Here is a 22362-nt window from a genome sequence, read left to right as displayed (position 1 = left end):
CATCGAAGCGTCCGCCGATCGCTGGGGCGCCGGCGCCGGCCGCTGACCTGAGGCTGCCGATGTCCGTTCGTTGGAACGGATTTATGACTCATGAGTTAATATTAACTGGCCGCCCCGGACTGGCTCGCTCTTGGTCACGGTGTTCGTGGCGGCAGGGAGGCGCGCATCATGGCCGCCATCGCTGCACTCCACAGTCTCATCGACTGGCTCAATCAAAGATTTCGCAAGGGCGCGGGCGCGCGTCTGACGCCGCAGTCGGTCGCGCTCGTGATTGGGGCTCTCCGCGCCTATGTGAAATTGTTGGCCCCTACAATCAATGGCCGCGTCCGTCCCTTCCAGGTCGAGGCCATAGACAGCCGGGGTTGGACCGAAGAGGTATTGGCGCTTGCCGCCAACGAAAATGTCGCGCGCGCCGCGTTTAACGAAGCTTGCCATCAGCAACCCGGCCGCAAGATAAGGATGACGTATGGGGCGCGGGTCGTGGCCGTGTCGCCGCCAGATTCTTCGCTTGCCAGCGCGGCGGGCGCCGGGCCAGAACCAGAGGAGCCGCCCATTGAGAGCGGCGTGGAGGAGGATTCGGATGATTTTCCTGAGCGCTGTTGACGAACAGAAGGTCAGAGATCGCGCGCATGCGATTTGGCAGGCTGAGGGACGGCCCGAGGGCAGACATCTCGAACATTGGCGGCAGGCGCAGTCCGAAATTGAGCGCGAGAAGGAAGCGCTGAACGGCCCGCCTGCGTCCACAGGCGCCGCCGCTGCGCCTCCCCAACCGCCAAAGAAATCGCCCGGCGCCGCGTGATCGAAGGCGTGCTCGAGACGAAGGAGCTAGAATTTCCAGTTCAGGCCGGCGCGGACGATATTCAAGCTCACCGCGCTGGAGCTAACCGCAAAAGAGGACGGGGCGCCAAAACCCATGGTGGCGACAGCATTGAAACTCTCCGGCCGACCAAGATTGGCGTATAAATATTCCGCCTTCACAGTGATGTTGTTGGTGATCGCATATTCGCCACCCGCGCCCAGCGTCCATCCGACCCGCGTCTCCGATAATTTGCCGGAGAAGCAGCTTATGGGATCGTAGCAGCGATAGGTATTGTGCCCGAAGCTGTCGCCGCTGCCGTTATCCCCGACGCCCGGCGCCATGGCGGATTGTCCGTCGACCGTTCCGTAAGCCAACCCGCCCGTAACAAAGAGCAGCAAGGGCGGTGTGGGAATAAAGCCCAGACGCCCTCTGAACGTGCCGAATGATTCGACCGTTTCCTTGGCGACAAATGTTGAAGGACCCACGCTGCCGAGAATAAAGTTCGAATTCGCCGATCCGTGAATATTGGACCAATCGTAATCGGCCTCCGCGCCCACCATCCAACTCGGGTTGAATTGGTAGTTATAGCCGATCTGGCCGCCGGCGAGGCTCCCGTTCATATTGAAGGACGCCGAAGGCACGCAGGTGGTTCCGAAAGGGCTGCCGCATGTGCTAAAAAGAGCATTGAAATCGTTCGGCGTGTAGCCGAAGGTCGGGTCCGTCGATGAACGGCCGCCGTTCACGCCGACATAAAAGCCGGTCCAACTGAAGGCCGGCGGCGGAAGCGGCGGCGGCGCTGATCGGGCCGACAAATCGGCGGCGGCCGCGGCGGCGATGCCGCTGACCGCAAAAAAGAGACCGACCAGAAGCTTTTTCATCATTGCCCCAAATGTCGATGGAAGCCCATCGCATCGCCAGAATCGCACTCATCCGCGCGCACCCTGGTCCGCTGGAGCGGCCGCAAGTCGACGGCCGCCGGCGCAAGGACTTCGCGCAGCGACCGTTCTCCGCAGCGTTCATCGCTTTTGAATGTATCAGTTCTCGCACGCCCGTCTTGGACCACACGGCATAGGCCTTGGCCTGAACGGCATTCCCTTGCGAAGCTCTTGTCCGAAGTTTCCGGCTTTCATCGGACGAAGGTCGGCGCTCGCCTTGAGAGGCTGATGGCGCGTCACTGCGCGGCGTCTTCCCCGTCGTGCAAAAGACGCTCAAGGGAACGCTGCGCCTTTCCGAACAACGCCAATAGAAGACCGAGCCACCAGAGCCAGGGCGAATAGTCGGGCAGCGAAGAGATGATGTGCTGCGCGTAGAACGCGCACGCGTCCGTTGTCGCGGCGATGCACCATATCTTGTGTTGAAGAAACGCGGCCGGACTCTCGTATTGGGCGTAATAGGCGAACCACCACGACACGCAGAGCAGCATCAGAATCAGCCCGATTTTGGTCGTGACCCGTAAGCGCGGCGGTCCGGATAGAGCGGGCATGCGGGCTCCTGCAAAGTCTCGTCGCCGTTTCTAGTCTGAAACGCATCCAATCGCGAGCGCGCCTTCCGTCAAGACAGACTGTAAACCCTCAAGGCCTGGCGCCCGGGGCGGCAGGCTAGGTTCATCGTGAGGGAGACGCAGATGTTCAAGTCCAGAACGCTGGCGGTCTTGATGACCGCGATGTTAGGCGCGGCGACGCTCGGTACGACCGACGCAGGCGCCGCGTTCCGCTTCCACGGCGGATCGGCGGGCGGCGGGTTCAATCGCCAAACGCCGCCGACGCGACCGCCGCCGGAACAAAACACCGCCACCGCACTCAACTGGAGCCCGCCATTTCAACGCGCTCCGATTTGCATCAGTTGGTGGCACGATCATTGCGTGGTGTGGATGCCCTAACCGCGTCAAATCCGCGCGTCCGCGCCTCGTCGTCGCCAGTTACGGCGACGGCGCGCATACTGGCCATACCATCGCCGCAAAACCGCCAATTCCTCGCCGTGATGCTCGCGTGAGTCATGCATGCGCGCGTCGTTGTTGAATCGCGCGCCCATTCACGCGTCATTCAGCAGCGTCATCGCTTTTTGTCGCGCATTGTCGGGCCACGGCCACAACTCAGAGGAAAGCCGGATGCAAAAACTCCGCCCCGCGATCATCGCCATTCTCCTCGCCACGTGTTCTCTTGCGCTGCCGCTCAATTCCGCGTCGGCGCAATCTTGCGCCTGCGGCGCCATTGGCATCCGCGCCGAGGAGCCGCCCCCGCCATTGCCGGACTATGATCAGCCGCCTGTGCCCGCGCCTGGCTATATGTGGACGCCCGGATACTGGTCCTGGAACAATGAGGATTATTATTGGGTGCCCGGCACATGGGTTGAGCCGCCGCGTCCCGGCGTACTCTGGACGCCTGGATATTGGGGCTATTCCGATGGCGTCTATCTCTTCAATCAAGGCTATTGGGGACCGCACGTCGGCTTCTACGGCGGCATATCTTATGGCTATGGTTATGGCGGCTCAGGCTATCAAGGCGGCCGCTGGGACAATGGCGCGTTCTTCTACAATCGCTCCGTCAACAATGTCGGCAACACGCATATCACCAACGTCTATAACGAAAAGATGGTCGTCAACAACCTGACCATCAACCACGCCAGCTTCAATGGCGGCGCGGGCGGAATCACGGCGAAGCCGACGGCGGAGGAAGAAGCCGTGGCGAAGGAGCCGCACGAGAAGCCGACCAGCGCCCAGCTCGAACATCGGCGCAAGGCGAGTACGAACGAGGGCGCCTTTGCGACGACCAATCACGGCAAGCCGGCGGTTGCGGCGACGCCGCGACCGGGCGCGCTCACCGGCCCCAATGTCGTCAGGGCCAAGGCGGCCGGCGCGCCGGCTGGCGCTGAGGAAGAGCCAAAGGGCGCGAACGCTCCCGCGAAGGACTTGCGAAAGACGCCGGAAAAGCCGGACGTCGGCGCCGAGCCGAAAACAGAGGTGAAGCCCTCGGTGGAGAAGACTCCGGCCGAGAAAGAACCCGCGTTGAAAGAGCCGGTGGAAAAAACGCCGGCGGCGAAGGATCGGAACGAGAAGAAGGATCTGGACGAGAAAAAGCCGGCTATGAAAGAAGCGCCCAAAGACGCGGTCGAACAGAAGCGTCCGCCAGAGCCGGCGCAGAAGGAGGTGCGGCCCGCGCCGAGCGAGAGCAAGCCGCAAGTCGCCCATCCCGAGCCGCCAAAGCCGAGGCCTGAGAAAGCGGAATGCGGACATCCCGGCGAGCCCGCCTGTCATTGAACGATCGCCGCTGAAGTCCCTGGACCGACCGGCGCTCGCCTCACGCGAGCGCCGGTCGCGCATGAATTGATGGCCTGAGGGCCATCAATGACCAGCCATTAACCTCGGCGCGCGATTGCGCTCAATCCGATATTGAGACATTCGCGCGATGATTGCGGCCATGTTGTCCGGACGTTTCAGTTTTGGCGACCCCGATGCGAACCGGCCCCGCCGCAAAGATGCGGGGTTCGCACGATGGATCCTATTGGCCGTCGTCGCGCTGCTGGCGATCCTGTCGGCGGCGCTGCGCCCCGAATGGTTTACCCGCTAGCGCCTTCGCGCGAGATGTGGCGGACGCCACATCATTCGCGCCAGCGCTGGTCTACCAAACAATCAGCCATTTGGGACCTCCCCCCAACTGACCCCGAAAATAACTGGCCGCCCATAGGGCGGCCTTTTTCGTTACGGGAGCGGGGCAGGCGTTGCTGAATGGGCGCGCGAGAGGCGCGCCTATCGCATCGAAATCGCCAATCCGCTGAGATCGGCGTTGACCATCAAACCTGTCTGACGGCCGTTCAGCTCCAGGATTGCGCCCTTTTCGTTGGACAGCACGATCGCGCGCGCCCCGGTGAAAATGGCGGCGCCGGCGCCGGCGGCGCCGTAGACTCCTGCGACATCCGAGGGTCGGTAGATGTGGCTCACCCGGCCCGACAAATAGCTATGCGAGGCGCCGAACACGAGGCCCGCGTCCAATCCGCCGATCGACAGCGGATATTGCCGGCCGTGAAACGTCAGCGTGCCGCTTCCTCCAGAGGCGCCGATGAACCAGCCCCCCTTCAACACCGAAATCCGGATATAGCCGCTGTCCGCGTAGGCGACGGACGAGACGCTCGCGACCGCCATCGCCATCAGGGCGACAAGAGCATGACGAAATTTGAACGGGCGCATTGCTTTTCCTTTGCATGATTGGGGCGCCGCGGCGCCGCTACGGGAGAGGCAGAGGGGGCATCGTGGAATAACAAGGGCCGGGTCTGTTCAAAAAGCGACCTTTTCCAATCAGGCGGCCTAATACGCGAGGATATCGTAAAAGGCCCCGGCGCGCCATCGCGCCTGTCGCCCCGGCTCCTCTCGCTTTTCAAACGCTCGGATTGGCTGCGGGCGATGGCGCGTCATAGACGGCGTTCCTCAATTCGCCGACAAAATTGCCGGCCATGCCTTCGATGGCGGTGTTGCTAAGCGCCGCCAATGTGAGGCGCCGCTGCGCATCCACGAACCAATGGTGCCCGTAGACGCCGCCCCATTTCCAGGTCCCGATCGATTGCAGCGTTCCCGCGAGAATCGGGTCGATCAACACGGCGCCGCCAAAGCCAAAGCCCCAGGACGGCGTGACTTCGGTATTAATGCGCAAAGCGCCGATTTGGTTGCTCATCATCGCGCGCACGCTGTCTGGCGTCAGGATGCCGCCGCCGCCCCGGCGCAGCGTTTCGAGGAAAGCCAGGAAGTCGGCCGCCGTGCCCGCCATTCCCGCGCCGCCCGAAGCGAAGGAGGCCGCATCGAGAATGCGCGAGGGCGAAAAGCGGATTCCCGCGCCATCGCCAAAAGCCACGACGTCCGGATCGCCCATACGGCGCGGCGGGGCGCCATCCACGTAACTCACCGCGAGCCGCCCGAGGTCGCGCACGGCGAATCCCGTGTCCGCCATCCGCAGCGGCGCCGTGACAAGCTGCTCGACGATGGCGGGGAGCGCGGCGCCGCCGGCGCGGGCGATAATTTCGCCGAGGACATCGAGAGCCACCGAATAGCCCCAGGCGGCGCCTGGAGCATAGGATAGCGGCACGCGCGCGAGACGCTCCAACTCCTCCTCGATCGAGAGACCGGGTTCGGCAATCCCATCCGAAACGCCGGCACGCTGGTAGGGACCATCGGCCGGCTGGAAGAAGCTGTAGCTCAGCCCCGCCGTATGCGTGAGCAATTGCCGTATCGTGATGGCCGGCTCGCTCCCGTCCGGCAGTTTCGGGCGGAACGTGGGGAGCCATTGCGTCGTAGGCGTGTCGAGAGCGAGCTGTCCCCGCTCGACGAGCGCCATCGCCGCCGCGGAGACGATCGGCTTGGTCAGCGAGGAAAAGCGGAAGATCGCGTCCTCGCGCATCGGGCGCTTCGCTTCGCGGTCGGCCAACCCGGCCGCGCGGCGATAGACGACATCGCCGTCTTGCGCGATGAGCACGACGCCGCCGACCAGCCGCCGCTCCGCCAGCGCACGCTCGATGACCGCGTTCACCCGCTGCGATAAGGTCTTGTGAGGCGCGACGACTGACATGGATGATCTCCTGCTGATGTCAGGGTTGATAATGGGAAAGCCGGATGGCTCAGCGCGCGAGGACGACGTTGCCCAGCGGACGGCTTACGAGAAAGCGATGGGCGCCAGCGGCTCGCTCCAATGGAAACATTCGTTCGACATGCGCCCGCAGCTTACCCATATCGACGAGAAGTGAGAACTCCTTGAGCGCATGACGACCGGGCTTGACCGGCACGCCGGCAAATCGCAAGCCGATGCTTCGCTCTGGCGGCCATTTTCTGAATCGCCCCCGGAAATTCAAACTGAGGCGCGGCTGATCGCCCTTGTCGGCGAAACGCGCAGAGGCGCGCATCGCCTGTCCTCGCCATGGCGCCATCGCTGCCTTGCCTTGAAAAAAGTTGCGAACGGCGGCGCGATGTACAATAGAAGTCGGAAAGAACGTGGGAGGATTTTCGGTCATGAGCGTGAATGAAATTGCCAGCCTGCCGACGCGGCGGCTTGGGCGCACGGGCGCCACCGTAACCGAACTCGGACTGGGCACCGCTCCGCTGGGGGAGAACTGGGACATCATCGAAGAGCAGGAAGCCGGCGGCCTGCTGAATGCGGCATGGGACGGCGGCGTGCGCTATTTCGACACTTCGCCCTGGTACGGCAAGGGGCAGGCGGAACATCGGGTCGGCCGCGCACTCTATCGCAAGCCGCGCGAAAGCTTCGTCATATCGAGCAAGGTCGGCCGCCTGTTGCGGCGTCCGCTCAAAGCGGGTCCGTTCGTGCGCGGCGATTGGCTCGGCGGGCTCGAATTCGACGCTTTGTTCGACTATAGTTACGATGGCGTGATGCGCTCGTTCGAGGACAGCCTGCAGCGCCTTGGCATCAACAGGATCGACGTGCTGCTGATTCACGATCTCGATTCCTGGCATTTCAAGACCGAGGCCAAGGTCGGGCCCTATATGAATCAGCTCTACACCGGCGGTTGGCGCGCGCTTGAGGAATTGCGCGACCAGGGCGTGATCAAGGGCATCGGCGCCGGTTTCAACACGATGGGTACGATCCCGCGCTATCTCGATCTGTTCGACATCGACTTTTTCCTCATCGCGATGCGCTACACTTTGCTTGAACAGGATGTGCTGGACAGCGAGTTTGCGCTTTGCGCCGAGCGCGGCGTCGGAATCGTCATCGGCGGGCCCTATAATTCAGGCATTCTGGCGACCGGCGCAACGCCGAGCGCGATGTATAATTATTCGCCTGCCAAACCCGAAATCATGGTGCGCGTCGCGCGCATCGAGGCCTTGTGCAAACGCCACAATACGCCGCTCGCCGCCGCGGCGCTGCAATTCCCGCTTGGCCATCCGATCGTCGCTGCGGTGATCCCAGGCGCCATTTCGCGCGCGCAGATCGCCCAGAACCTCGCCGCTTTCAATCATCCCATTCCGGCCGACCTCTGGAGCGAGTTGAAGCACGAAGGCCTGCTGCGCGCCGACGCGCCGGTTCCCACGCGATAGCGATGGGCGGCGCGGCGACCAGGCTCCCCCTTACATACGGTCATTGACCTCGAGGCCAATGCGAAGCCTTCGCCCGTCGCGCTCCGTGGCCGCGGCGACGAGGCTTGCGTGTCGCCCAATGCACCCCATGTAAACGCGTACGTGCGTCTCCTAAGTCGCACGCCCGCCGCAACATCCAATCCTCCGAAGAGGTCCCCATGACCAAGCCCACCGCCGCCGAATCCGGCCCCTTCGCCATTGGCGGAGACCTCACCGTCAATCGCCTTGGCTTTGGGGCCATGCGCATCACCGGCAAGGGAATCTGGGGTGAGCCCGAAGATCGCGCCGAGGCTCTGCGCGTGCTGCGCCGCCTGCCCGAACTCGGCGTGAATTTCATCGACACCGCGCAGAGCTATGGGCCGGAGGTCAGCGAGCGGCTGATTCATGAAGGGCTGTTTCCCTACAAGGGCCTCGTTATCGCCACCAAAAGCGGCCTTGAGCGGCCGGGCCCCAATCAATGGACGCCGAACGGGCGCCCCGAATTCCTGCGCAACGGCGTCACGACCAGCCTCAAGCGGTTGGGTGTGGAGCGCATCGATCTATGGCAGCTTCACCGCATTGATCCGGCGGTGCCGCGCGACGAACAATTCGGCGTGATCGCCGCGATGCAGAAGGAAGGTCTGATCCGCCATGCCGGCCTTAGCCAGGTCAGCGTCGAGGAGATCGAAGCGGCGCAAAAATTCTTCAAAGTGGCGACCGTGCAGAACCTCTACAACCTCGCCGACCGTTCAAGCGAGAGCGTGCTCGACTATTGCGAGTCCCATGGCGTCGGCTTCATCCCCTGGTATCCCTTGGCCGCCGGCGATCTCGCGCGCCCGGGCTCAGTGCTCGACGGCATCGCGAAAAAGAATGGCGCCTCGCCGAGCCAGATCGCGCTCGCCTGGGTGCTGAAACGCAGCCCGGTCATGCTGCCGATCCCCGGCACGGGCAAAGTTTCGCACCTTGAGGAGAACGTGGCCGCAGCCGGCATCACGCTGTCGGACGCCGATTTCAAGGCGCTGGATGCGCAGGCGCGGCCGAAATAGCGCTGACAGCGCCGCCCCTGACAGAATTCTACCCCCCTCAGAGCGCGCTCGCCTTGTCGAGCGCGCTGATGTCGCCGGCGTCCAGCGTCAGCGCCGCCGCCTTGATCAGGCTGTCGAGCTGGGTCAGCGACGTGGCGCTGGCGATTGGCGCGGTGACGCCGGGGCTTGCGATCAGCCAGGCCAGAGCGACTTCGGCGGGCTTGGCGCCAAGCTTTTCGGCGACCGCGTCGAGCGCGGCCAGAATGCGGGCGCCGCGCGCGTTGAGATAGGCTTTGACGCCGCCGCCGCGCGGGCTTTGGCCAAGATCGGCCTCGCTACGATATTTGCCCGACAGGAAACCTTTGGCGAGACTGAAATAGGTGATGACGCCAATGTCTTCGCGAACGCAAAGTTCGCGCAGCGGCCCGTCGAAACTGCCGCGGTCGTAGAGATTATATTCGGGCTGCAGCACGTCATAGCGCGGCAGCGATTTGGCTTTCGCGACGTCGAGCGAGGCGCCGAGCTGCGCGGCGTCGAGGTTCGAGGCGCCGATGAAACGAACCTTGCCCTGTTGAACGAGCCCCTGATAGGCGCCGAGGGTTTCCTCATAAGGCGTTTCGGCATCGGGCCAATGCGAGAGATAGAGATCGATGTGATCCGTCTGCAGCCGTTTCAGGGAGGCCTCGACCGCCTCGGCGATATAGCGCGCGCCGAGCCCCTTCTTGCCCGGTCCCATCGGCGACCCGACCTTGGTGACGACGATCACTTTATCGCGATTGCCGCGGCTCTTCATCCAGTCGCCGATAATCGTCTCGGATTCGCCGCCCTTATTGCCAGCCGCCCAGGCCGAATAGACATCGGCCGTGTCGATCGTGTTGAAGCCGGCCTCGACAAAACGGTCGAGCAGATCGAACGACCTCTTTGCATCCGCGGTCCAGCCAAAAACATTGCCGCCGAAGACAAGCGGCGCGATATGGAGGCCGGTGCGGCCCAGACGACGTTTCTGCATTTTTGGCTCCGTTTGGATTGGCTGGCGGCTTACATCAGCGAAATTGAAAGATTGGCGTTGCTTCTCCCTCTCCCAAAAGGGGGACGGCACGCTTAGTCCCACCAATTTGGCGCATCCAACTCGCAAGGGCCGCTCAACTCTTCGCGAGGGCGTCGAGCGCTTGTGCGAGGCCGCGGAACGAAAACGGCGCCGCAATGTCCCGGCCAACGCCATCCCTGAATTTTATCGAGCCCTGGCCGGCCTGCCTGCGCCAGAACTGCAAGAGATCGTCTTTCATCTCGGCATCGGCGAAACAGCCGCCCGACAGGCAGCGACGCCAGTTCAGGTCGACCGGATGCGCATCCTTGTCGTCGACCTCCATCCGCGGGGCGCTGGGAAAGCTGACATTGGGCGGCAGAACGAGCGTCAGCCGCAACGGATCCGTCGGCGCCACGCGGCCGATCGCAATCTGGGCGATGGGGCCCTGCGCGCCTTGCGTCTGGATCGTTTCGGCCGCTTCGCAAACACGCTGGGCGGCGGCGCCATCGCCGATGCGCTGGCATCGGACGACCCAGTCGCCATAGGCCGCCGTCGTCGACTGCGGATCCGCGCTGACCGGGCCGGGCGCCGGCTTGGCGGCGTCTGGTTTCGGGGTGGTTTGGGAGGCTGCGGGCTGAACCGCGAGCGCCATCCCCAAAGCCGCGACCGCAACCCAAAAACTCCTGGCCATCCCATCCCCCTGCAAACTGCCTGAGCCCGTCTATTACCTGAAACGGCGCGATATCCGAATTCCTTTTTGTCGCAGTCGCGCCATGCGATCGACCTGCCGCGTTAAGGCCGCCCAAGCGCCGACTCCAGCCGGCGCCAGGATTCCGCACCTGCCGGAACGCCAAAACGCAACCGGTCTGGCAGCGCAGCGAAAGGGCGCGTCAGAATCCCGTGACGCAGCAGATGGGCGAAGAGGGCCTGAGCGTCCGCGTGACGGGCGAGGCGGAACAAGGCCGCGCCGCCAAGCATTTCGAAGCCGCATTTGACAAGCAGGCGATCGAGCCGCCTGGCGTCGCGTTCGAGTCGCAGCCTGGTCTCTTCCAGCCATGCATCATCGGCGAGCGCGCCGCACCCGATGGCGATGGCGGGACCGCTGACCGGCCAGGGACCTAAGGCCGTGCGCAGGGGCCCTGCGAGATCAGGCGACGCGATCGCAAAGCCGAGCCGCAGGCCGGCGAGCCCATAAGTCTTGCCAAAGGAGCGCAACACGATAGCGCTACTCGCCGGAAGCGCCGGGACAAGGCTCTGCCCGCGCCCGTCGAGGTCCATGAACGCCTCGTCGACGACCACCATTCCGCCCCGCGCCGCGATTCCCTGGTGGAGCGCGACAAGAGAGGCCGGGCTCGCCAGGCGGCCGTCGGGATTGTTCGGATTGACGATGATCGCAACGTCGAACGCGGCGAGTTCGGCGATGTCTTCGACTGTCGCGACGCCCGCCCCCGCCGCGCGCCAAGCATGCGCGTGCCCGCTGTAGCTGAACCCGAGAATGCCGACGCGCGCCGCGGGACGAAGCCGCGCCAGCAATTGGATGATCGCTTGCGTGCCGGGCGCCGCGATCGTTTGCGCGGGCGCCGCGCCATAGCGATGCGCCGCGACGCTTTCGAGGGCGGCGAGATGGTCGACCTCCGGCAATCGCGCCCAGCTTTCGAGCGGGACGGCAGGCAGGGGATAGGGGTGCGGATTGACGCCTGTCGAGAGGTCGATCCAGGGCTCGGGCGCCTCCGGACATAATCGGCGCGCGGCGCCAAGATTGCCGCCGTGATAGGACAATGCGCTCCATGCCGCTTCGAAGGGCGCTTCACTCACAATGCATTTCGCCTTGTCGCCTCAACTGGCCTTCGCGGCGCTCGTCATCGAGGCCTGTGCTGGTTACCCCGACATTCTCTACCGCGCGATCGGCCATCCCGTCACCTGGATGGGCGCGTGGCTCGCCTGGCTCGATCGGCGCCTGAACCGGCCGACGCTGTTCTTTGGCGCGAGGCGCACGGCCGGAGCGCTGGCCCTTCTCCTGTTGCTCGCGCCGGTGGGAGGCGCCGCGGCGCTCATCACGCTCGTCGCGCCGCCGGGTTGGATCGGCTTTCTCCTTTTGGCGGCGCTTGCCGCGAGCCTGCCCGCGCAACGCAGCCTCCATGATCACGTCGGCGCCGTGGCGCAATCTCTTGAGCGGGAAGGTTTGTCTGGCGGCCGGCGCGCGGTTGCGATGATTGTCGGACGCAATCCCTCGACGCTGGATGAAGCGGGCGTCGCGCGCGCCGCCATCGAAAGCCTCGCCGAGAATTTCTCGGACGGAATCGTCGCGCCGCTGTTCTGGATCGTCATCGGCGGCCTCGCCGGCGGCGCGCTCTACAAAGCCGTCAATACCGCCGACAGCATGATCGGCCACAGAAGCGATCGTTACCTCGCTTTCGGCTGGGCGGCGGCGCGGCTCGACGATCTTGTCAATTTGCCGGCCTCCCGCCTCGCGGCCTGCTGGATCATTGTCGCTGCCGCGATTCTGCCGGGCGCATCCGCGCCGGCCGCGATCGCGGCGGTGCAGCGCGACGCCCGACATCACCGCTCGCCCAACGCCGGCTGGCCCGAGGCCGCGATGGCCGGCGCTCTCGCCTTGAAGCTCGCAGGGCCGCGCGTCTATGGCGAGGAAAATGTCGAAGACGCCTTCATGGGCGATGGCCGCTATGAAGCGAACGCGGCCGATATCAGAGCCGGTCTGCGCCTCTATCGCGTCGCCTGTCTGCTGCAGGCGATCGCAATCGGCGCGCTGGCCTTCGTCGGATAGCAGGCAGAGCGACCACCATGGCTTAAACGAGCCCTCACATCTGCCGCGCTCCATGCACGTAGCGCACAATTTCCACGCCGTTGGCCAGCGTCCGAAATAGGATGAGGTAGTTTCCGACCGGAAAAGCCCTCACGCCTTTGGCTATATCGTCGCGGGACGTTCCGATGCGTGGACGCTCGCTTAGGAGAATCGATACTTCTTCGAGACGATCAATCATTCGCGCCGCCGCCGCCGGATTATCGAGAGCGATGTAATCGCCTATTTCTTCGAGATCGGCGGCGGCGCGCGGCGTGATGAGAAGGCGGTTCAATTCTCAACCGCTTGCTTGCCATATTTGCCGCGTAGGCGCGCGAATATGGGTTTGCCATCAATCGGCGGCCCGCTGGCGAGCCCTTCGCTCCAGAGCTTCCGCAGTTCCTGGACTTCCACTTCATGCGCTGTGCGGCGCGCCTTCCATGCGCGCAGCGCTTCGCGCACCACTTCGCTCGTGGATGTGTATTCGCCGGTGTCGACAGCATCTTTCAGCATGGCGACAATTTCAGGCGTGAGCGCGACGCTCACCTTCTGGACATTGGACATGATACGCCTTTCTTGCCCCCATAGTAGCAAGATTGAGGCGCCCACGCACGGAGAAAATTGCGACAATGGCAAACGCCCCGCCGTTCATCGCGCGAGCCTGAGAAGCGCATCGAGGTCGATATGCGCGGCCAGATGCGCGGCGAATTCGTCGAGCGTTTGCTCCACCTGCGATTCATAGGCGAGTTCCGAGCGCGCGCCCAAGCTTGCAAGCCAGGCGGCGCGCTGCGCATCGTCGGCGAACAATCCATGGACATAGGCGCCCATCACGCGTCCGTCGGGCGAGATCGCGCCATCGGCTCTTCCGTCGACGAAACGCAGCAACGGTCTGGCGCAATCGGGACCGCTCGTCCGGCCGATATGCATTTCATAGCCGTGGAAAGGCGCGCCATTGTCGAGGCAAACGCCGTCCGCCGCCGTCAGGATTTTCTCTCCCGATAGGATGGTCGAAACGTCGATCAGGCCGAGCCCGGCGACCTCGCCCGCCGGCCCTTCCGTCCCCTCGAGATCGGTGAGACTTCGTCCCAGCATCTGATAGCCGCCGCAGATTCCAAGCACGCGCCCGCCGCGCCGCCGATGGGCGGCGATATCGATGTCCCAACCCTGTTGGCGCAAGAAGGCGAGATCGGCGATCGTCGCCTTGCTGCCAGGCAGAATAATGAGTTCGGCCTCGGCGGGAATCGGCTTGCCCGGCGGGACCATGACGAGACGAACTTGCGGCTCGAGCTTCAAGGGATCGAAATCGTCGAAATTGGCGATGCGCGACAAGATCGGCACGGCGATCGCAACGCCCTCGCCCGTTGCAGCGGGCGCCCGTTCGAGCGCCACGGCGTCCTCCGGCGGCAGGCGCGCGGCGGCGGGAAAGAATGGGATGAGGCCAAGGCCAGGCCAATGGGTGTGGCGCGCAATGATGCGCATGCCTTCTTCGAACAAAGCTGCGTCGCCGCGGAATTTGTTGACGAGAAAGCCGCCAATCAACGCCGCGTCGGCCGGATCGATCACCGCCTTCGTGCCGACGATCTGGGCGATCACGCCGCCCCGGTCGATGTCGCCGATCAGGACGACCGGAATGTCTACCGCCCGCGCGAAGCCCATATTGGCGATGTCGCCTGCTCTCAGATTGACTTCGGCGGGGCTCCCCGCGCCTTCGACCAGAATGAGATCGGCCTCGCCCTTCAGCACAGCGAAACTCTCGAGCACGGCGGCCATCAGCTTCGGCTTCCAGCTTTGATATTCCCGCGCCTTGGCATTGCCGACGACGCGGCCCTGCACGACGACCTGCGATCCGATGTCGCTTTGCGGCTTGAGCAAGACCGGATTCATGTGAACGCTTGGCGCAACGCGGCAAGCGCGCGCCTGCAGCGCCTGGGCGCGGCCGATCTCGCCGCCATTCGGCGTGACGGCGGCGTTGTTCGACATGTTCTGCGGCTTGAACGGCCGCACCGCCAGCCCGCGCGAAGTGAAAGCGCGGCAGAGCCCGGCGACGACAAGCGATTTGCCGACGTCGGAGCCCGTGCCCTGAAACATCAGCGCGCGCGCCATTCTAATGGCCCGCCACGGCCAGATCGCAGGGGGGCGCTCCCTCCCCCCTTGTGGGGGAGGGCCGGGGAGGGGGGTCGCGCCGCGCTCTCGGATATTGGACTTTGCGAGGACTTGGAGAGGCTAGCGCGACCCCCCACCCTAACCCTCCCCCACAAGGGGGGAGGGAATATTGCCGCCTTTCAAGGTAAGCGATCCAAGCCACTAAAACTCGATCCCTTCCTGAGCGCGGACGCCGGCTGCGAAATGATGCTTGACCAGCGTCATCTCCGTGACGAGATCGGCCGCCGCGATCAGTTCCGGCTTGGCGTTGCGGCCGGTGACGACGATATGCAGATCGGCGCGCCGCGCGGCGAGCGCCGCCACGATTTCATCGAGCGGCAGATAGTCATAGCGCAGCGCGATGTTCAGCTCGTCGAGCACGATCAGCCGGATTGCCGGGTCGGCCATCAGCGCCTGCGCCTTGGCCCAGGCCGCCGCGGCGGCGGCGACGTCGCGCGTGCGATCCTGCGTCTCCCAGGTGAAGCCTTCGCCCATCGTATGCCAGGCTATCAGATCGCCGAAACGTTCGAAGCCCAAGCGCTCGCCCGTCGACCACGCGCCCTTGATGAATTGCACGATTCCCACCCGCCAGCCGCGCCCGAGCGCCCGCAGCGCGAGGCCGAAGGCGGCGGTCGATTTGCCCTTGCCGGGGCCGGTATGGACGATCAGCAGGCCTTTCGATTCAATCGGCTTGGCGGCGACCTCGGCGTCCTGCACGGCCTTGCGCTTGGCCATTTTGGCCTTGTGCCGTTCGGCCTCGTCGCCGCGCGCATCGTCCATGCTCGATTCCATTCCTCGGGCCTCAAGCCCGAGGGATGTCGCAAGCCTCGCCATTTGACAAGGGGCGATCAAGCTGGGAAACCAATCGCCGTACGGTCCTTCCCTCGGGAAGGTGAAAAGGGAACACGGTAAGGGAAACCCGATCCGTGGCCGCCCCCGCGACTGTAAGCAGCGAGTCGGCGCCAATCGCCACTGGATCCCAAGCGGTCCGGGAAGGCGGCGCAGGCCTTCGGAGCTGTGAGCCAGGAGACCTGCCGTGCGCGAATGTCTCGAACGGCCGCCGGAGGGGCGGCCATGGAGTGAGCGATGCCTGTATTCCCGCTGCGCCACGACCTTGTCTGCTTGAAGCGGGAGGCGTGGACTTGTCTCAATCGCCGCTGATGAACCGCCCGGCCGAACCGGACGTCACGATCTTCGTCTGCCTCACTTGCAGGCATGCCAGCGAAGAGGGCGTGCGGCCGGGCAAGATTTTGTTCGACGCGGTGCAGATGCGCCTTGCCGGTCGGCAGGACAGCCAGGTCGCGCTCCGCGGCGTCGAGTGTCTTTCGGTTTGCAAGCGCCCCTGCACCGTCGCCTTGGCGGGACCGGGCAAATGGACCTATGTCGTGGGCGACCTCGATAAAGAGGCCAGCGTCGACGATGTCCTCGAAGCCGCCCTGAAATTCGCGGCGACGCCGGACGGAATCGTGCCCTGGCGAGAGCGACCGCAATCCTTCCGCAAAGGCGTCATTTCCCGCGTGCCGCCTTTGTCCAAACCGCTCGAAGGAGCCTGACGCATGCCCGGCAAGATTCCCGTCACCATCGTCACCGGCTTCCTGGGTTCAGGCAAAACGACGCTGATTCGCCATGCTTTGATCCATGCGCATGGACGTCGGCTCGCGCTCATTATCAATGAATTTGGCGATGTCGGGGTCGACGGCGATATCCTCAAATCCTGCGGCGCGACCTCCTGCGCCGAGGAGAATATCGTCGAACTCACCAATGGCTGCATCTGCTGCACTGTGGCTGATGATTTCGCCCCTGCGATTTCAGCGCTGCTCGCGCGCGAGCCAAAGCCCGAGCATATCATCATCGAGACCTCGGGCCTCGCCTTGCCCAAACCGCTTGTCAAAGCGTTCGAATGGCCGGAGCTTCGCGCGAGGCTCACTGTCGACGGCGTGATCGCCGTCGTCGATGCGAGCGCCGTCGCCGACGGGCGCTTCGCCGACGATCCCGAGGAGGTCGCGCGTCAACGCCAGGCCGATCCCTCGCTCGATCACGAGAATCCGCTCGAGGAAGTCTATGAAGACCAATTGCTCTGCGCCGACATGATCGTGCTGAACAAGACCGATCTGTTGAGCGCGACGGATCTTGCGCGAGTCAAAGCGGAAATTACGCAAGCCATTCCCCGCGCCGTGAAGATCGTCGAGACGCATGAGGGGCGGATCGATCCTGATGTCCTGCTCGGGCTCAAAGCCGCTGTGGAGGACGATCTGGCGCGCCGCCCCTCCCATCACGATGCGGAAGAGGGCCACGATCACGACGATTTCGACACTTTCGTCGTCGATCTCCCGGCCATAGGGGATGCCGACGCCTTCGTCGCGCGGCTCGCCGAAGTCGCGGGCAAGCATGAAGTCCTGCGCATGAAGGGCTTCCTCGATATCGCGAGCAAACCGATGCGGCTGCTGGTGCAGGGCGTCGGGCAAAGGTTTCGCCGCGAGTTCGACCGCCCCTGGCGGCAGGACGAAGCGCGCCGCGGCCGCCTCGTGGTGATCGGCGAAAAAGGCGTCGACCAGAGCGCCATCGCCGCCGCTCTTTTAGCCTCGTAGCGCCGCCATGCACATCGCGCGGATTGAGACCCGGTCCCTCGATGAAACAGCCCCGGCCGTCGATCTCGATCAGTCGGCGGCCGATGTGGTCTTTCTCTCGTTCACCGACAGCGATCTGGCTTCGCTCGCGACGGCTTGGGAAAAGGCCGCCGATCGCCTGCCGAGCCTGCGCCTCGCCAATCTCGCTTTCCTGAAACATCCGTTTTCCATCGATCTGCATATCGAGAAAGTCTGCGCCAAGGCGCGCTTCGTGCTGGTTCGGCTGCTCGGGGGCATGGATTACTGGCGCTATGGCGTCGATGAGCTTGCCGCCATGGCGCGCGCGCGCGGCGTTCAGCTCGCGATCGTGCCTGGCGATCGTTGCGAAGACGCGCGGCTCGACGCCGCCTCGACGCTTGATGTCGCCGATCTTCGCCAGCTTTGGGGCTATTTCGAAGAGGGCGGCCCGGACAACCTCTCAGCTTGTCTGCAATTCATCGCCCAACGTCTGGGCGCATCGACGCCAGCGCCAGCGCCGCGTCCGATCGCGCCATTCGGCCTGTATGAAAGCGTGCGCCAAAAAGAGGCGCGCGATGGCCCGCACGCGCTGATCGTCTTCTATCGCTCGATCCTGATGGCGTCGGATACGGCGCCGATCGACGCATTGGCGCAGGCTCTGACGGCGCGCGGCGTCAACGTCGTCTGCGCCTATGTCACGAGCCTCAAGGATGCCGAAGTCCAGACGCCGCTCGCGCGCCTACTGGCGCAGACTTCCTTCGACGTCATTCTCAACGCCACGGCTTTTTCTGCGCGCGTCGACGAGGGAGGCGGCGTTCTCGATGTGGCTGACGCGCCGGTGTTGCAGGTTGTTCTGGCCGGCTCGGCGCAGGAGCAATGGGCCGCCTCGACGCGCGGCCTCGGCGCCGCCGATCTCGCCATGCATGTCGTTCTCCCTGAGATCGACGGGCGCATTCTCACCCGCGCCATTTCGTTCAAGCAGGAGACGCGGCGTAGCGAACAACTGGAGTTCACCCGCATCTCGCATGCGCCGCTGGACGACCGCATCGCCTATGTCGCCGACCTCGCCTGCGCCTGGGCGCGCCTGCGCCGAAAGCCGGCGCGCGAAAGGACGATCGCCTGCGTCCTGTCCGATTATCCCGCCAAAGGCGGCCGCGTCGGCTATGCCGTCGGCCTCGACACGCCGCGCAGCGTGCTGGCGATTGGCGCGGCGCTTGGCGAAGCGGGCTATGATGTCGAAACGCTTCCGTCTGAGGCGGACCTCATCCGACATCTGTCGCCGGAGCTCAGCGGCGGCCGTTCTCCTTCCGGAGGGACGTCTGACGTTCGGCTCATCGTGGACGCTAATATAGGCCTCCCCTTCGCCGTCATGGCCGGGCTTGTCCCGGCCATCCACGCGGCGCCGCCGCGGAAAACTTCAAACGCTGGTCACGGTCTCCGGGCGTGGATGGCCGGGACGAGCCCGGCCATAACGGCCGTGGGTCAAAATGAGGACCTCGGCGTCGGCCAGTCTATGCTCTCCGTCGCCGAATACGAACGCGCGCTCGCGCAACTGCCCAACGAATTCGTACAGTCGGTTCGCTCTGCATGGGGCGAAAGCGCGGCGGATCCCGCCGTGCGCGCGGGCGCCTTCCATTTTTCGTTCCTGCGCGCCGGCAAGCTCATCGTCGCCGTGCAGCCCGATCGCGGCCATAGTGCGACGCGTAAGGGCGAATATCACGACGCCAGTCTCGCGCCGCGTCACGTCTATGTCGCGTTCTACCTCTGGCTGCGCCATGTCGCGCGCATCGACGCCATGGTCCATTGCGGTACGCATGGCACGCTTGAATGGCTGCCGGGAAAATCCGTCGCTCTGTCGGCCTCCTGCGCGCCGGAGGCGGTGCTCGGCCCGATTCCGGTCGTTTATCCCTTCATCGTCAACAATCCGGGCGAAGCGGCCCAGGCCAAGCGCCGCATCGGCGCGGTGACGATTGGCCATCTGACGCCGCCGCTGATCGCGGCCGGAGCGCATGGCGTTGCGGCGGAGCTTGAGGGGCTCTTCGATGAATATGCGCAGGCGCAATCGCTCGATCCGCGCCGCGCGCGCGCGATCGCCGAATTGATCCTGGAGCGCGCGGGGCAGACTGGCCTCGCTGAGGAATGCGCGGCGACCGGGCTCGATCCCGAGGCGGCGTTGGTCCGCCTCGACGCCTGGCTTTGTGATCTCAAGGACATGCGTATCGGCGACGGTCTGCATGTGTTCGGGCGCCAGCCCGATGTCCAATCGCGCGGCGAGAATCTGGCGATCCTTCTGGAGCAAAGCGGCGCCGATGCGGCGGCGATCGGCGATCGGCTCGATTCTTGCGCCGCAGCGGAGATGCGCGGGCTGCTTGCCGCGCTCGATGGCCGCTTTGTCGCGCCGGGTCCGGCCGGCGCGCCCGCGCGCGGCAGGCTCGACGTTTTGCCCACCGGGCGCAATCTCTTCAGCGTCGATCCGCGCGCCGTGCCGACACGCACCGCTTGGGAAATTGGCCGGCGCACGGCGGAGGAAGTTGTCGCGCGCTATGCGCAGGATCACGGCGAATGGCCGCGCCGCATCGTGCTCGATCTTTGGGGCAGCGCCACTATGCGCACGGGCGGCGACGATATCGCGCAGGCCTTCGCTCTTCTGGGCGTTCGCCCTATCTGGGACCATGCCTCGAACCGCGTGAGCGGCTATGAGATCCTGCCCATCGCGATGGTCGGACGCGCGAGAGTCGACGTCACCTTGCGCATCTCGGGCCTGTTCCGCGATGTCTTTCCTGCCCAGATCGGGCTTCTGCATCAGGCGATTCAAGATGTCGCGGCGCAGGACGAAAGCCTGCAGGACAATCCGCTCGCCGCGCATGCGGGCGCGCCGCTCCTGCGCATTTTTGGCGCGGCGCCGGGGCGCTATGGCGTCGGCCTCGCGCGCCTGCTCGCGGAGGGGGAATGGGCGGCCCGCGACGATCTTGGCGCCGCCTATCTCAATGCGACAAGCCATGCCTATGACGGGAATGGCGAAGGCCAGGATGCGCGCGCGGCGTTTCGCGCCAATGTCGCTGGCGCCGACGCCTTCATCCATGTCCAGGACATGCTGGGGCAGGACGTGCTCGATTCCGACGCCTTCGCCGAACATGAAGGCGGCTTCGCCGCCGCCGCCGAGCTTCTGGGCGGAACGCTGGATCTCTATCACGCGGATACGACGCAGCCGCATAAAAGCGTCGTGCGGCCGTTCGCTGAGGAGATCGCGCGCGTATTGCGCGGCCGCGCGATCAATCCGCGCTGGATCGCTGGGCAGATGCGCCATGGCCATCGCGGCGCGGCGGAGATCGCCGAGACGCTCGACAATCTCTTCGCCTATGCCGCGTTGACCGACGCCGCGCCAAGCCGGCATTTCGATCTCTTGTTCGATGCGACCTGCGGCGACGATCGCGTGCGCGCCTTTCTCGTCGCGGCTAATCCGCAAGCCGCGCGCGGCATGGCCGAGCGTTTCGAGGAGGCGCGGCGCAGGGGCTTCTGGATTTCGCGCCGCAATTCGTCGGCCGAAATTCTCGAGCAAATGCGCGGAGATGCGGCATGAGCGCGCCCGCTTCGCTTCGCAAGGGCTGGTGTCCCGGCGCGCTTGTCCCGATGTCGGCGGGCGACGGATTGCTCGTGCGCATCCGCGTCTCCGGCGGTCGTCTTGACCTCGATAGCGTCGCGACGATCGCCGATTGCGCGGCGCGATTCGGCAATGGGATCATCGAGATTTCGTCGCGCGCCAATTTGCAATTGCGCGGAATCAGCGAGACGGGGCTGTCGGGCTTGCAGCGCCGCCTCGATGAACTTGGTCTGCTTGACGCGGACGCGGCGGCGGAAAACGTTCGCAACATCGTCGCGAGCCCTTTGGCCGATATCGATCCGAGCGCGGTCCTCGACACGGCGCCGATCGTCGCGGCGCTTGAGGCGCGGCTTGGCGATGATCCGTCGCTGCATCGTCTGCCTGCGAAATTCGGCTTCCTGATTGATGGCGGCGGCGTTTTGCCGCTCGGCGACATCGAGGCCGACATAAGATTCGAGGCTTTGCGCAGCAAGGGCGGTCCTTATTTCGCCGCGACGCTCGCCGGGGCAGGGGACGTCGCAGCTCTCTGTGCGCCGCGCGAGGTTCCCGACGTCGCTGCGGCGCTCGCTTTGGCGTTCCTGCGCGGCGCGGGCGCCGGCGAGGATGCGCCGCGCCGTATGCGCGGGCTTGTCGCGCTACGGGGCGCGGCGTCGATTTTTCGCGCCGCCGATCTCGGCTCCTCAACCCCGCCAGCGTCGCTACGACGCGGCGCCGAGCGACGTGATTTTCTGGGCGTTCAGACGTTTGGCGCGTCCTATTGCGTCGGCGCGGCGCCGTCGTTTGGCCGCATGACCACCGGTGATCTGCGCCTTCTCGCGCAGGAGGCGCGGCGCTGCGCTGCGGCTGATGTCAGGCTCACTCCCTGGCGCGCTTTCATCGTCGCCGGGCTCGATCGCGGCGGCGCGGAAAGTCTTGGCGCCGCGCTTGGCCGCCGAGGCTTCATCCTCGATCCCGCGGACCCCCGCTTGGCGGTCGTCGCCTGCTCCGGTGCGCCCGCTTGCGCCAATGCGGCGCGCGCGGTGCAGGCGGAAGCGCTCGAATTGGCGCGATCGGTTCCGGCGGCCCGCGGGATTGCGCTGCATGTCAGCGGCTGCGAAAAGGGTTGCGCCCACAGTTGGCCAGCGCCATTCACGCTGGTCGCGCGCAAGGGCGGCTATGATCTCGTCGTGAACGGCAAGGCTTCGGACGAGCCCGCGCATAAGGCGCTGTCGGTCGAGCAGATCGCGTCTCTATTGGCGCATGAACATGGGGGCGATGTCTCGTGGTAAGGATTGCGCCGCCCCTCATCCGGCCGGCTTCGCCGGCCACCTTCTCCCGCTCCGCGAGAGAAGG

Annotated in this window: 24 protein-coding genes and 1 riboswitch; of the genes, 12 read left to right on the top strand and 12 right to left on the bottom strand. The window is 64.9% G+C overall.

Annotation, left to right across the window (positions count from 1 at the left end):
• The first annotated feature begins 168 nt into the window (after window positions 1–168).
• Together GSQ90_RS14890 and GSQ90_RS32690 are read left to right on the top strand one after the other, a co-directional pair.
• Window positions 169–603, top strand: coding sequence for a hypothetical protein (locus tag GSQ90_RS14890; RefSeq protein WP_158815634.1), 435 nt, complete (start codon window positions 169–171; stop codon window positions 601–603).
• Entirely contained in the window at window positions 581–799 is a 219-nt protein-coding gene (locus GSQ90_RS32690; protein WP_158815633.1) for a DUF2934 domain-containing protein, read from the top strand. Before GSQ90_RS14890 ends, GSQ90_RS32690 begins: the two co-directional genes overlap by 23 nt.
• Window positions 800–825: 26 nt before the next feature.
• Here GSQ90_RS32690 and GSQ90_RS14880 read toward each other — a convergent pair whose 3' ends face one another.
• Both GSQ90_RS14880 and GSQ90_RS14875 read right to left on the bottom strand, forming a co-directional pair.
• A complete protein-coding gene (locus GSQ90_RS14880; protein WP_158815632.1) occupies window positions 826–1677 on the bottom strand; it encodes an outer membrane protein in 852 nt (283 codons plus the stop codon).
• A gap of 293 nt (window positions 1678–1970) precedes the next feature.
• Window positions 1971–2282: a hypothetical protein gene (locus GSQ90_RS14875; protein ID WP_158815631.1), complete on the bottom strand. Its 312-nt coding sequence runs from the start codon at window positions 2280–2282 to the stop codon at window positions 1971–1973.
• 141 nt (window positions 2283–2423) lie between these two features.
• On the opposite strand from GSQ90_RS14875, the gene GSQ90_RS14870 reads away from it, so the two are divergent.
• The 3 genes from GSQ90_RS14870 (at window position 2424) to GSQ90_RS14860 (ending at window position 4365) form a co-directional block, all read left to right on the top strand.
• A complete protein-coding gene (locus tag GSQ90_RS14870) occupies window positions 2424–2678 on the top strand; it encodes a hypothetical protein (protein ID WP_158815630.1) in 255 nt (84 codons plus the stop codon).
• Window positions 2679–2906: 228 nt separating this feature from the next.
• Window positions 2907–4055 (top strand): YXWGXW repeat-containing protein, encoded by a 1149-nt coding sequence (locus tag GSQ90_RS14865; protein WP_158815629.1) that lies wholly within the window; start codon window positions 2907–2909, stop codon window positions 4053–4055.
• 148 nt (window positions 4056–4203) lie between these two features.
• Window positions 4204–4365, top strand: a complete 162-nt coding sequence (locus GSQ90_RS14860; protein WP_158815628.1) for a hypothetical protein — start codon at window positions 4204–4206, stop codon at window positions 4363–4365.
• Between the two features lie 179 nt (window positions 4366–4544).
• Here GSQ90_RS14860 and GSQ90_RS14855 read toward each other — a convergent pair whose 3' ends face one another.
• The 3 genes from GSQ90_RS14855 to GSQ90_RS32860 form a co-directional block, all read right to left on the bottom strand.
• Entirely contained in the window at window positions 4545–4943 is a 399-nt protein-coding gene (locus tag GSQ90_RS14855; protein ID WP_371418386.1) for a hypothetical protein, read from the bottom strand.
• A gap of 226 nt (window positions 4944–5169) precedes the next feature.
• On the bottom strand, window positions 5170–6351 hold the full coding sequence (locus GSQ90_RS14850; RefSeq protein WP_158815626.1) for a serine hydrolase: 1182 nt from the start codon (window positions 6349–6351) through the stop codon (window positions 5170–5172).
• Window positions 6352–6400: 49 nt separating this feature from the next.
• Complete coding sequence (locus tag GSQ90_RS32860; protein ID WP_158815625.1) at window positions 6401–6682, bottom strand: zinc-binding dehydrogenase; 282 nt, start codon at window positions 6680–6682, stop codon at window positions 6401–6403.
• 106 nt (window positions 6683–6788) lie between these two features.
• Here GSQ90_RS32860 and GSQ90_RS14840 point away from each other — a divergent pair, with 106 nt between their 5' ends.
• Window positions 6789–7832, top strand: coding sequence for an aldo/keto reductase (locus GSQ90_RS14840; RefSeq protein ID WP_158815624.1), 1044 nt, complete (start codon window positions 6789–6791; stop codon window positions 7830–7832).
• Between the two features lie 197 nt (window positions 7833–8029).
• Window positions 8030–8896, top strand: coding sequence for an aldo/keto reductase (locus GSQ90_RS14835; protein ID WP_158815623.1), 867 nt, complete (start codon window positions 8030–8032; stop codon window positions 8894–8896).
• A gap of 37 nt (window positions 8897–8933) precedes the next feature.
• Here GSQ90_RS14835 and GSQ90_RS14830 read toward each other — a convergent pair whose 3' ends face one another.
• The 3 genes from GSQ90_RS14830 to cobD form a co-directional block, all read right to left on the bottom strand.
• On the bottom strand, window positions 8934–9884 hold the full coding sequence (locus GSQ90_RS14830; protein ID WP_158815622.1) for an aldo/keto reductase: 951 nt from the start codon (window positions 9882–9884) through the stop codon (window positions 8934–8936).
• Window positions 9885–10017: 133 nt separating this feature from the next.
• The gene (locus tag GSQ90_RS14825) at window positions 10018–10593 is read right to left on the bottom strand and encodes an invasion associated locus B family protein (protein WP_158815621.1); all 576 of its coding nucleotides are present in this window, start codon (window positions 10591–10593) and stop codon (window positions 10018–10020) included.
• Between the two features lie 101 nt (window positions 10594–10694).
• Window positions 10695–11717, bottom strand: a complete 1023-nt coding sequence (gene cobD, locus GSQ90_RS14820) for a threonine-phosphate decarboxylase CobD (RefSeq protein WP_158815620.1) — start codon at window positions 11715–11717, stop codon at window positions 10695–10697.
• A 1-nt stretch (window position 11718) separates the two neighbouring features.
• Here cobD and cbiB point away from each other — a divergent pair, with 1 nt between their 5' ends.
• The gene (gene cbiB / locus GSQ90_RS14815) at window positions 11719–12687 is read left to right on the top strand and encodes an adenosylcobinamide-phosphate synthase CbiB (protein ID WP_174247486.1); all 969 of its coding nucleotides are present in this window, start codon (window positions 11719–11721) and stop codon (window positions 12685–12687) included.
• Window positions 12688–12721: 34 nt separating this feature from the next.
• Here the strand turns inward: cbiB and GSQ90_RS14810 are convergent, their stop codons facing one another.
• The 4 genes from GSQ90_RS14810 to cobO all read right to left on the bottom strand — a co-directional run bounded on the left by GSQ90_RS14810 (window position 12722) and on the right by cobO (window position 15636).
• The gene (locus GSQ90_RS14810) at window positions 12722–12997 is read right to left on the bottom strand and encodes a type II toxin-antitoxin system RelE/ParE family toxin (RefSeq protein ID WP_246731616.1); all 276 of its coding nucleotides are present in this window, start codon (window positions 12995–12997) and stop codon (window positions 12722–12724) included.
• Window positions 12994–13266, bottom strand: a complete 273-nt coding sequence (locus GSQ90_RS14805; protein ID WP_158815619.1) for a type II toxin-antitoxin system ParD family antitoxin — start codon at window positions 13264–13266, stop codon at window positions 12994–12996. Before GSQ90_RS14805 ends, GSQ90_RS14810 begins: the two co-directional genes overlap by 4 nt.
• A gap of 84 nt (window positions 13267–13350) precedes the next feature.
• The gene (locus GSQ90_RS14800; protein WP_174247485.1) at window positions 13351–14805 is read right to left on the bottom strand and encodes a cobyric acid synthase; all 1455 of its coding nucleotides are present in this window, start codon (window positions 14803–14805) and stop codon (window positions 13351–13353) included.
• A 201-nt stretch (window positions 14806–15006) separates the two neighbouring features.
• Window positions 15007–15636 (bottom strand): cob(I)yrinic acid a,c-diamide adenosyltransferase, encoded by a 630-nt coding sequence (gene cobO, locus GSQ90_RS14795; RefSeq protein WP_371418381.1) that lies wholly within the window; start codon window positions 15634–15636, stop codon window positions 15007–15009.
• Window positions 15637–15700: 64 nt separating this feature from the next.
• Window positions 15701–15898, top strand: a riboswitch (cobalamin riboswitch).
• Window positions 15899–15986: 88 nt separating this feature from the next.
• Between cobO and GSQ90_RS14790 the strand changes: the two genes are divergently transcribed.
• The 4 genes from GSQ90_RS14790 to cobG are packed head-to-tail and all read left to right on the top strand — an operon-like array spanning window position 15987 to window position 22298.
• Window positions 15987–16397, top strand: a complete 411-nt coding sequence (locus GSQ90_RS14790) for a DUF1636 family protein (RefSeq protein WP_371418380.1) — start codon at window positions 15987–15989, stop codon at window positions 16395–16397.
• Between the two features lie 3 nt (window positions 16398–16400).
• Entirely contained in the window at window positions 16401–17432 is a 1032-nt protein-coding gene (cobW, locus tag GSQ90_RS14785) for a cobalamin biosynthesis protein CobW (protein ID WP_158815617.1), read from the top strand.
• Window positions 17433–17439: 7 nt separating this feature from the next.
• Window positions 17440–21009: a cobaltochelatase subunit CobN gene (gene cobN / locus GSQ90_RS14780; protein WP_158815616.1), complete on the top strand. Its 3570-nt coding sequence runs from the start codon at window positions 17440–17442 to the stop codon at window positions 21007–21009.
• On the top strand, window positions 21006–22298 hold the full coding sequence (cobG, locus tag GSQ90_RS14775) for a precorrin-3B synthase (protein ID WP_158815615.1): 1293 nt from the start codon (window positions 21006–21008) through the stop codon (window positions 22296–22298). Before cobN ends, cobG begins: the two co-directional genes overlap by 4 nt.
• Window positions 22299–22362: the final 64 nt, after the last annotated feature.

The sequence above is a fragment of the Methylocapsa sp. S129 genome, from assembly GCF_009765995.1.
Taxonomy (GTDB): Bacteria; Pseudomonadota; Alphaproteobacteria; order Rhizobiales; family Beijerinckiaceae; genus Roseiarcus.
The sequence above is the reverse complement of the archived record's forward strand: the minus strand, read 5'-3'. Positions and strand labels throughout refer to the sequence as shown.

Excerpts from the sequence above, each read along its gene's own strand:
- GSQ90_RS14890 (WP_158815634.1), top strand. The coding sequence starts at position 169 with ATGGCCGCCATCGCTGCACTCCACAGTCTCATCGACTGGCTCAATCAA.
- GSQ90_RS32690 (WP_158815633.1), top strand. The coding sequence starts at position 581 with ATGATTTTCCTGAGCGCTGTTGACGAACAGAAGGTCAGAGATCGCGCG.
- GSQ90_RS14880 (WP_158815632.1), bottom strand. The coding sequence starts at position 1,677 with ATGAAAAAGCTTCTGGTCGGTCTCTTTTTTGCGGTCAGCGGCATCGCC.
- GSQ90_RS14875 (WP_158815631.1), bottom strand. The coding sequence starts at position 2,282 with ATGCCCGCTCTATCCGGACCGCCGCGCTTACGGGTCACGACCAAAATC.
- GSQ90_RS14870 (WP_158815630.1), top strand. The coding sequence starts at position 2,424 with ATGTTCAAGTCCAGAACGCTGGCGGTCTTGATGACCGCGATGTTAGGC.
- GSQ90_RS14865 (WP_158815629.1), top strand. The coding sequence starts at position 2,907 with ATGCAAAAACTCCGCCCCGCGATCATCGCCATTCTCCTCGCCACGTGT.
- GSQ90_RS14860 (WP_158815628.1), top strand. The coding sequence starts at position 4,204 with ATGATTGCGGCCATGTTGTCCGGACGTTTCAGTTTTGGCGACCCCGAT.
- GSQ90_RS14855 (WP_371418386.1), bottom strand. The coding sequence starts at position 4,943 with ATGGCGATGGCGGTCGCGAGCGTCTCGTCCGTCGCCTACGCGGACAGC.
- GSQ90_RS14850 (WP_158815626.1), bottom strand. The coding sequence starts at position 6,351 with ATGTCAGTCGTCGCGCCTCACAAGACCTTATCGCAGCGGGTGAACGCG.
- GSQ90_RS32860 (WP_158815625.1), bottom strand. The coding sequence starts at position 6,682 with ATGCGCGCCTCTGCGCGTTTCGCCGACAAGGGCGATCAGCCGCGCCTC.
- GSQ90_RS14840 (WP_158815624.1), top strand. The coding sequence starts at position 6,789 with ATGAGCGTGAATGAAATTGCCAGCCTGCCGACGCGGCGGCTTGGGCGC.
- GSQ90_RS14835 (WP_158815623.1), top strand. The coding sequence starts at position 8,030 with ATGACCAAGCCCACCGCCGCCGAATCCGGCCCCTTCGCCATTGGCGGA.
- GSQ90_RS14830 (WP_158815622.1), bottom strand. The coding sequence starts at position 9,884 with ATGCAGAAACGTCGTCTGGGCCGCACCGGCCTCCATATCGCGCCGCTT.
- GSQ90_RS14825 (WP_158815621.1), bottom strand. The coding sequence starts at position 10,593 with ATGGCCAGGAGTTTTTGGGTTGCGGTCGCGGCTTTGGGGATGGCGCTC.
- cbiB (WP_174247486.1), top strand. The coding sequence starts at position 11,719 with ATGCATTTCGCCTTGTCGCCTCAACTGGCCTTCGCGGCGCTCGTCATC.
- GSQ90_RS14805 (WP_158815619.1), bottom strand. The coding sequence starts at position 13,266 with ATGTCCAATGTCCAGAAGGTGAGCGTCGCGCTCACGCCTGAAATTGTC.
- GSQ90_RS14800 (WP_174247485.1), bottom strand. The coding sequence starts at position 14,805 with ATGGCGCGCGCGCTGATGTTTCAGGGCACGGGCTCCGACGTCGGCAAA.
- cobO (WP_371418381.1), bottom strand. The coding sequence starts at position 15,636 with ATGGAATCGAGCATGGACGATGCGCGCGGCGACGAGGCCGAACGGCAC.
- cobW (WP_158815617.1), top strand. The coding sequence starts at position 16,401 with ATGCCCGGCAAGATTCCCGTCACCATCGTCACCGGCTTCCTGGGTTCA.
- cobN (WP_158815616.1), top strand. The coding sequence starts at position 17,440 with ATGCACATCGCGCGGATTGAGACCCGGTCCCTCGATGAAACAGCCCCG.
- cobG (WP_158815615.1), top strand. The coding sequence starts at position 21,006 with ATGAGCGCGCCCGCTTCGCTTCGCAAGGGCTGGTGTCCCGGCGCGCTT.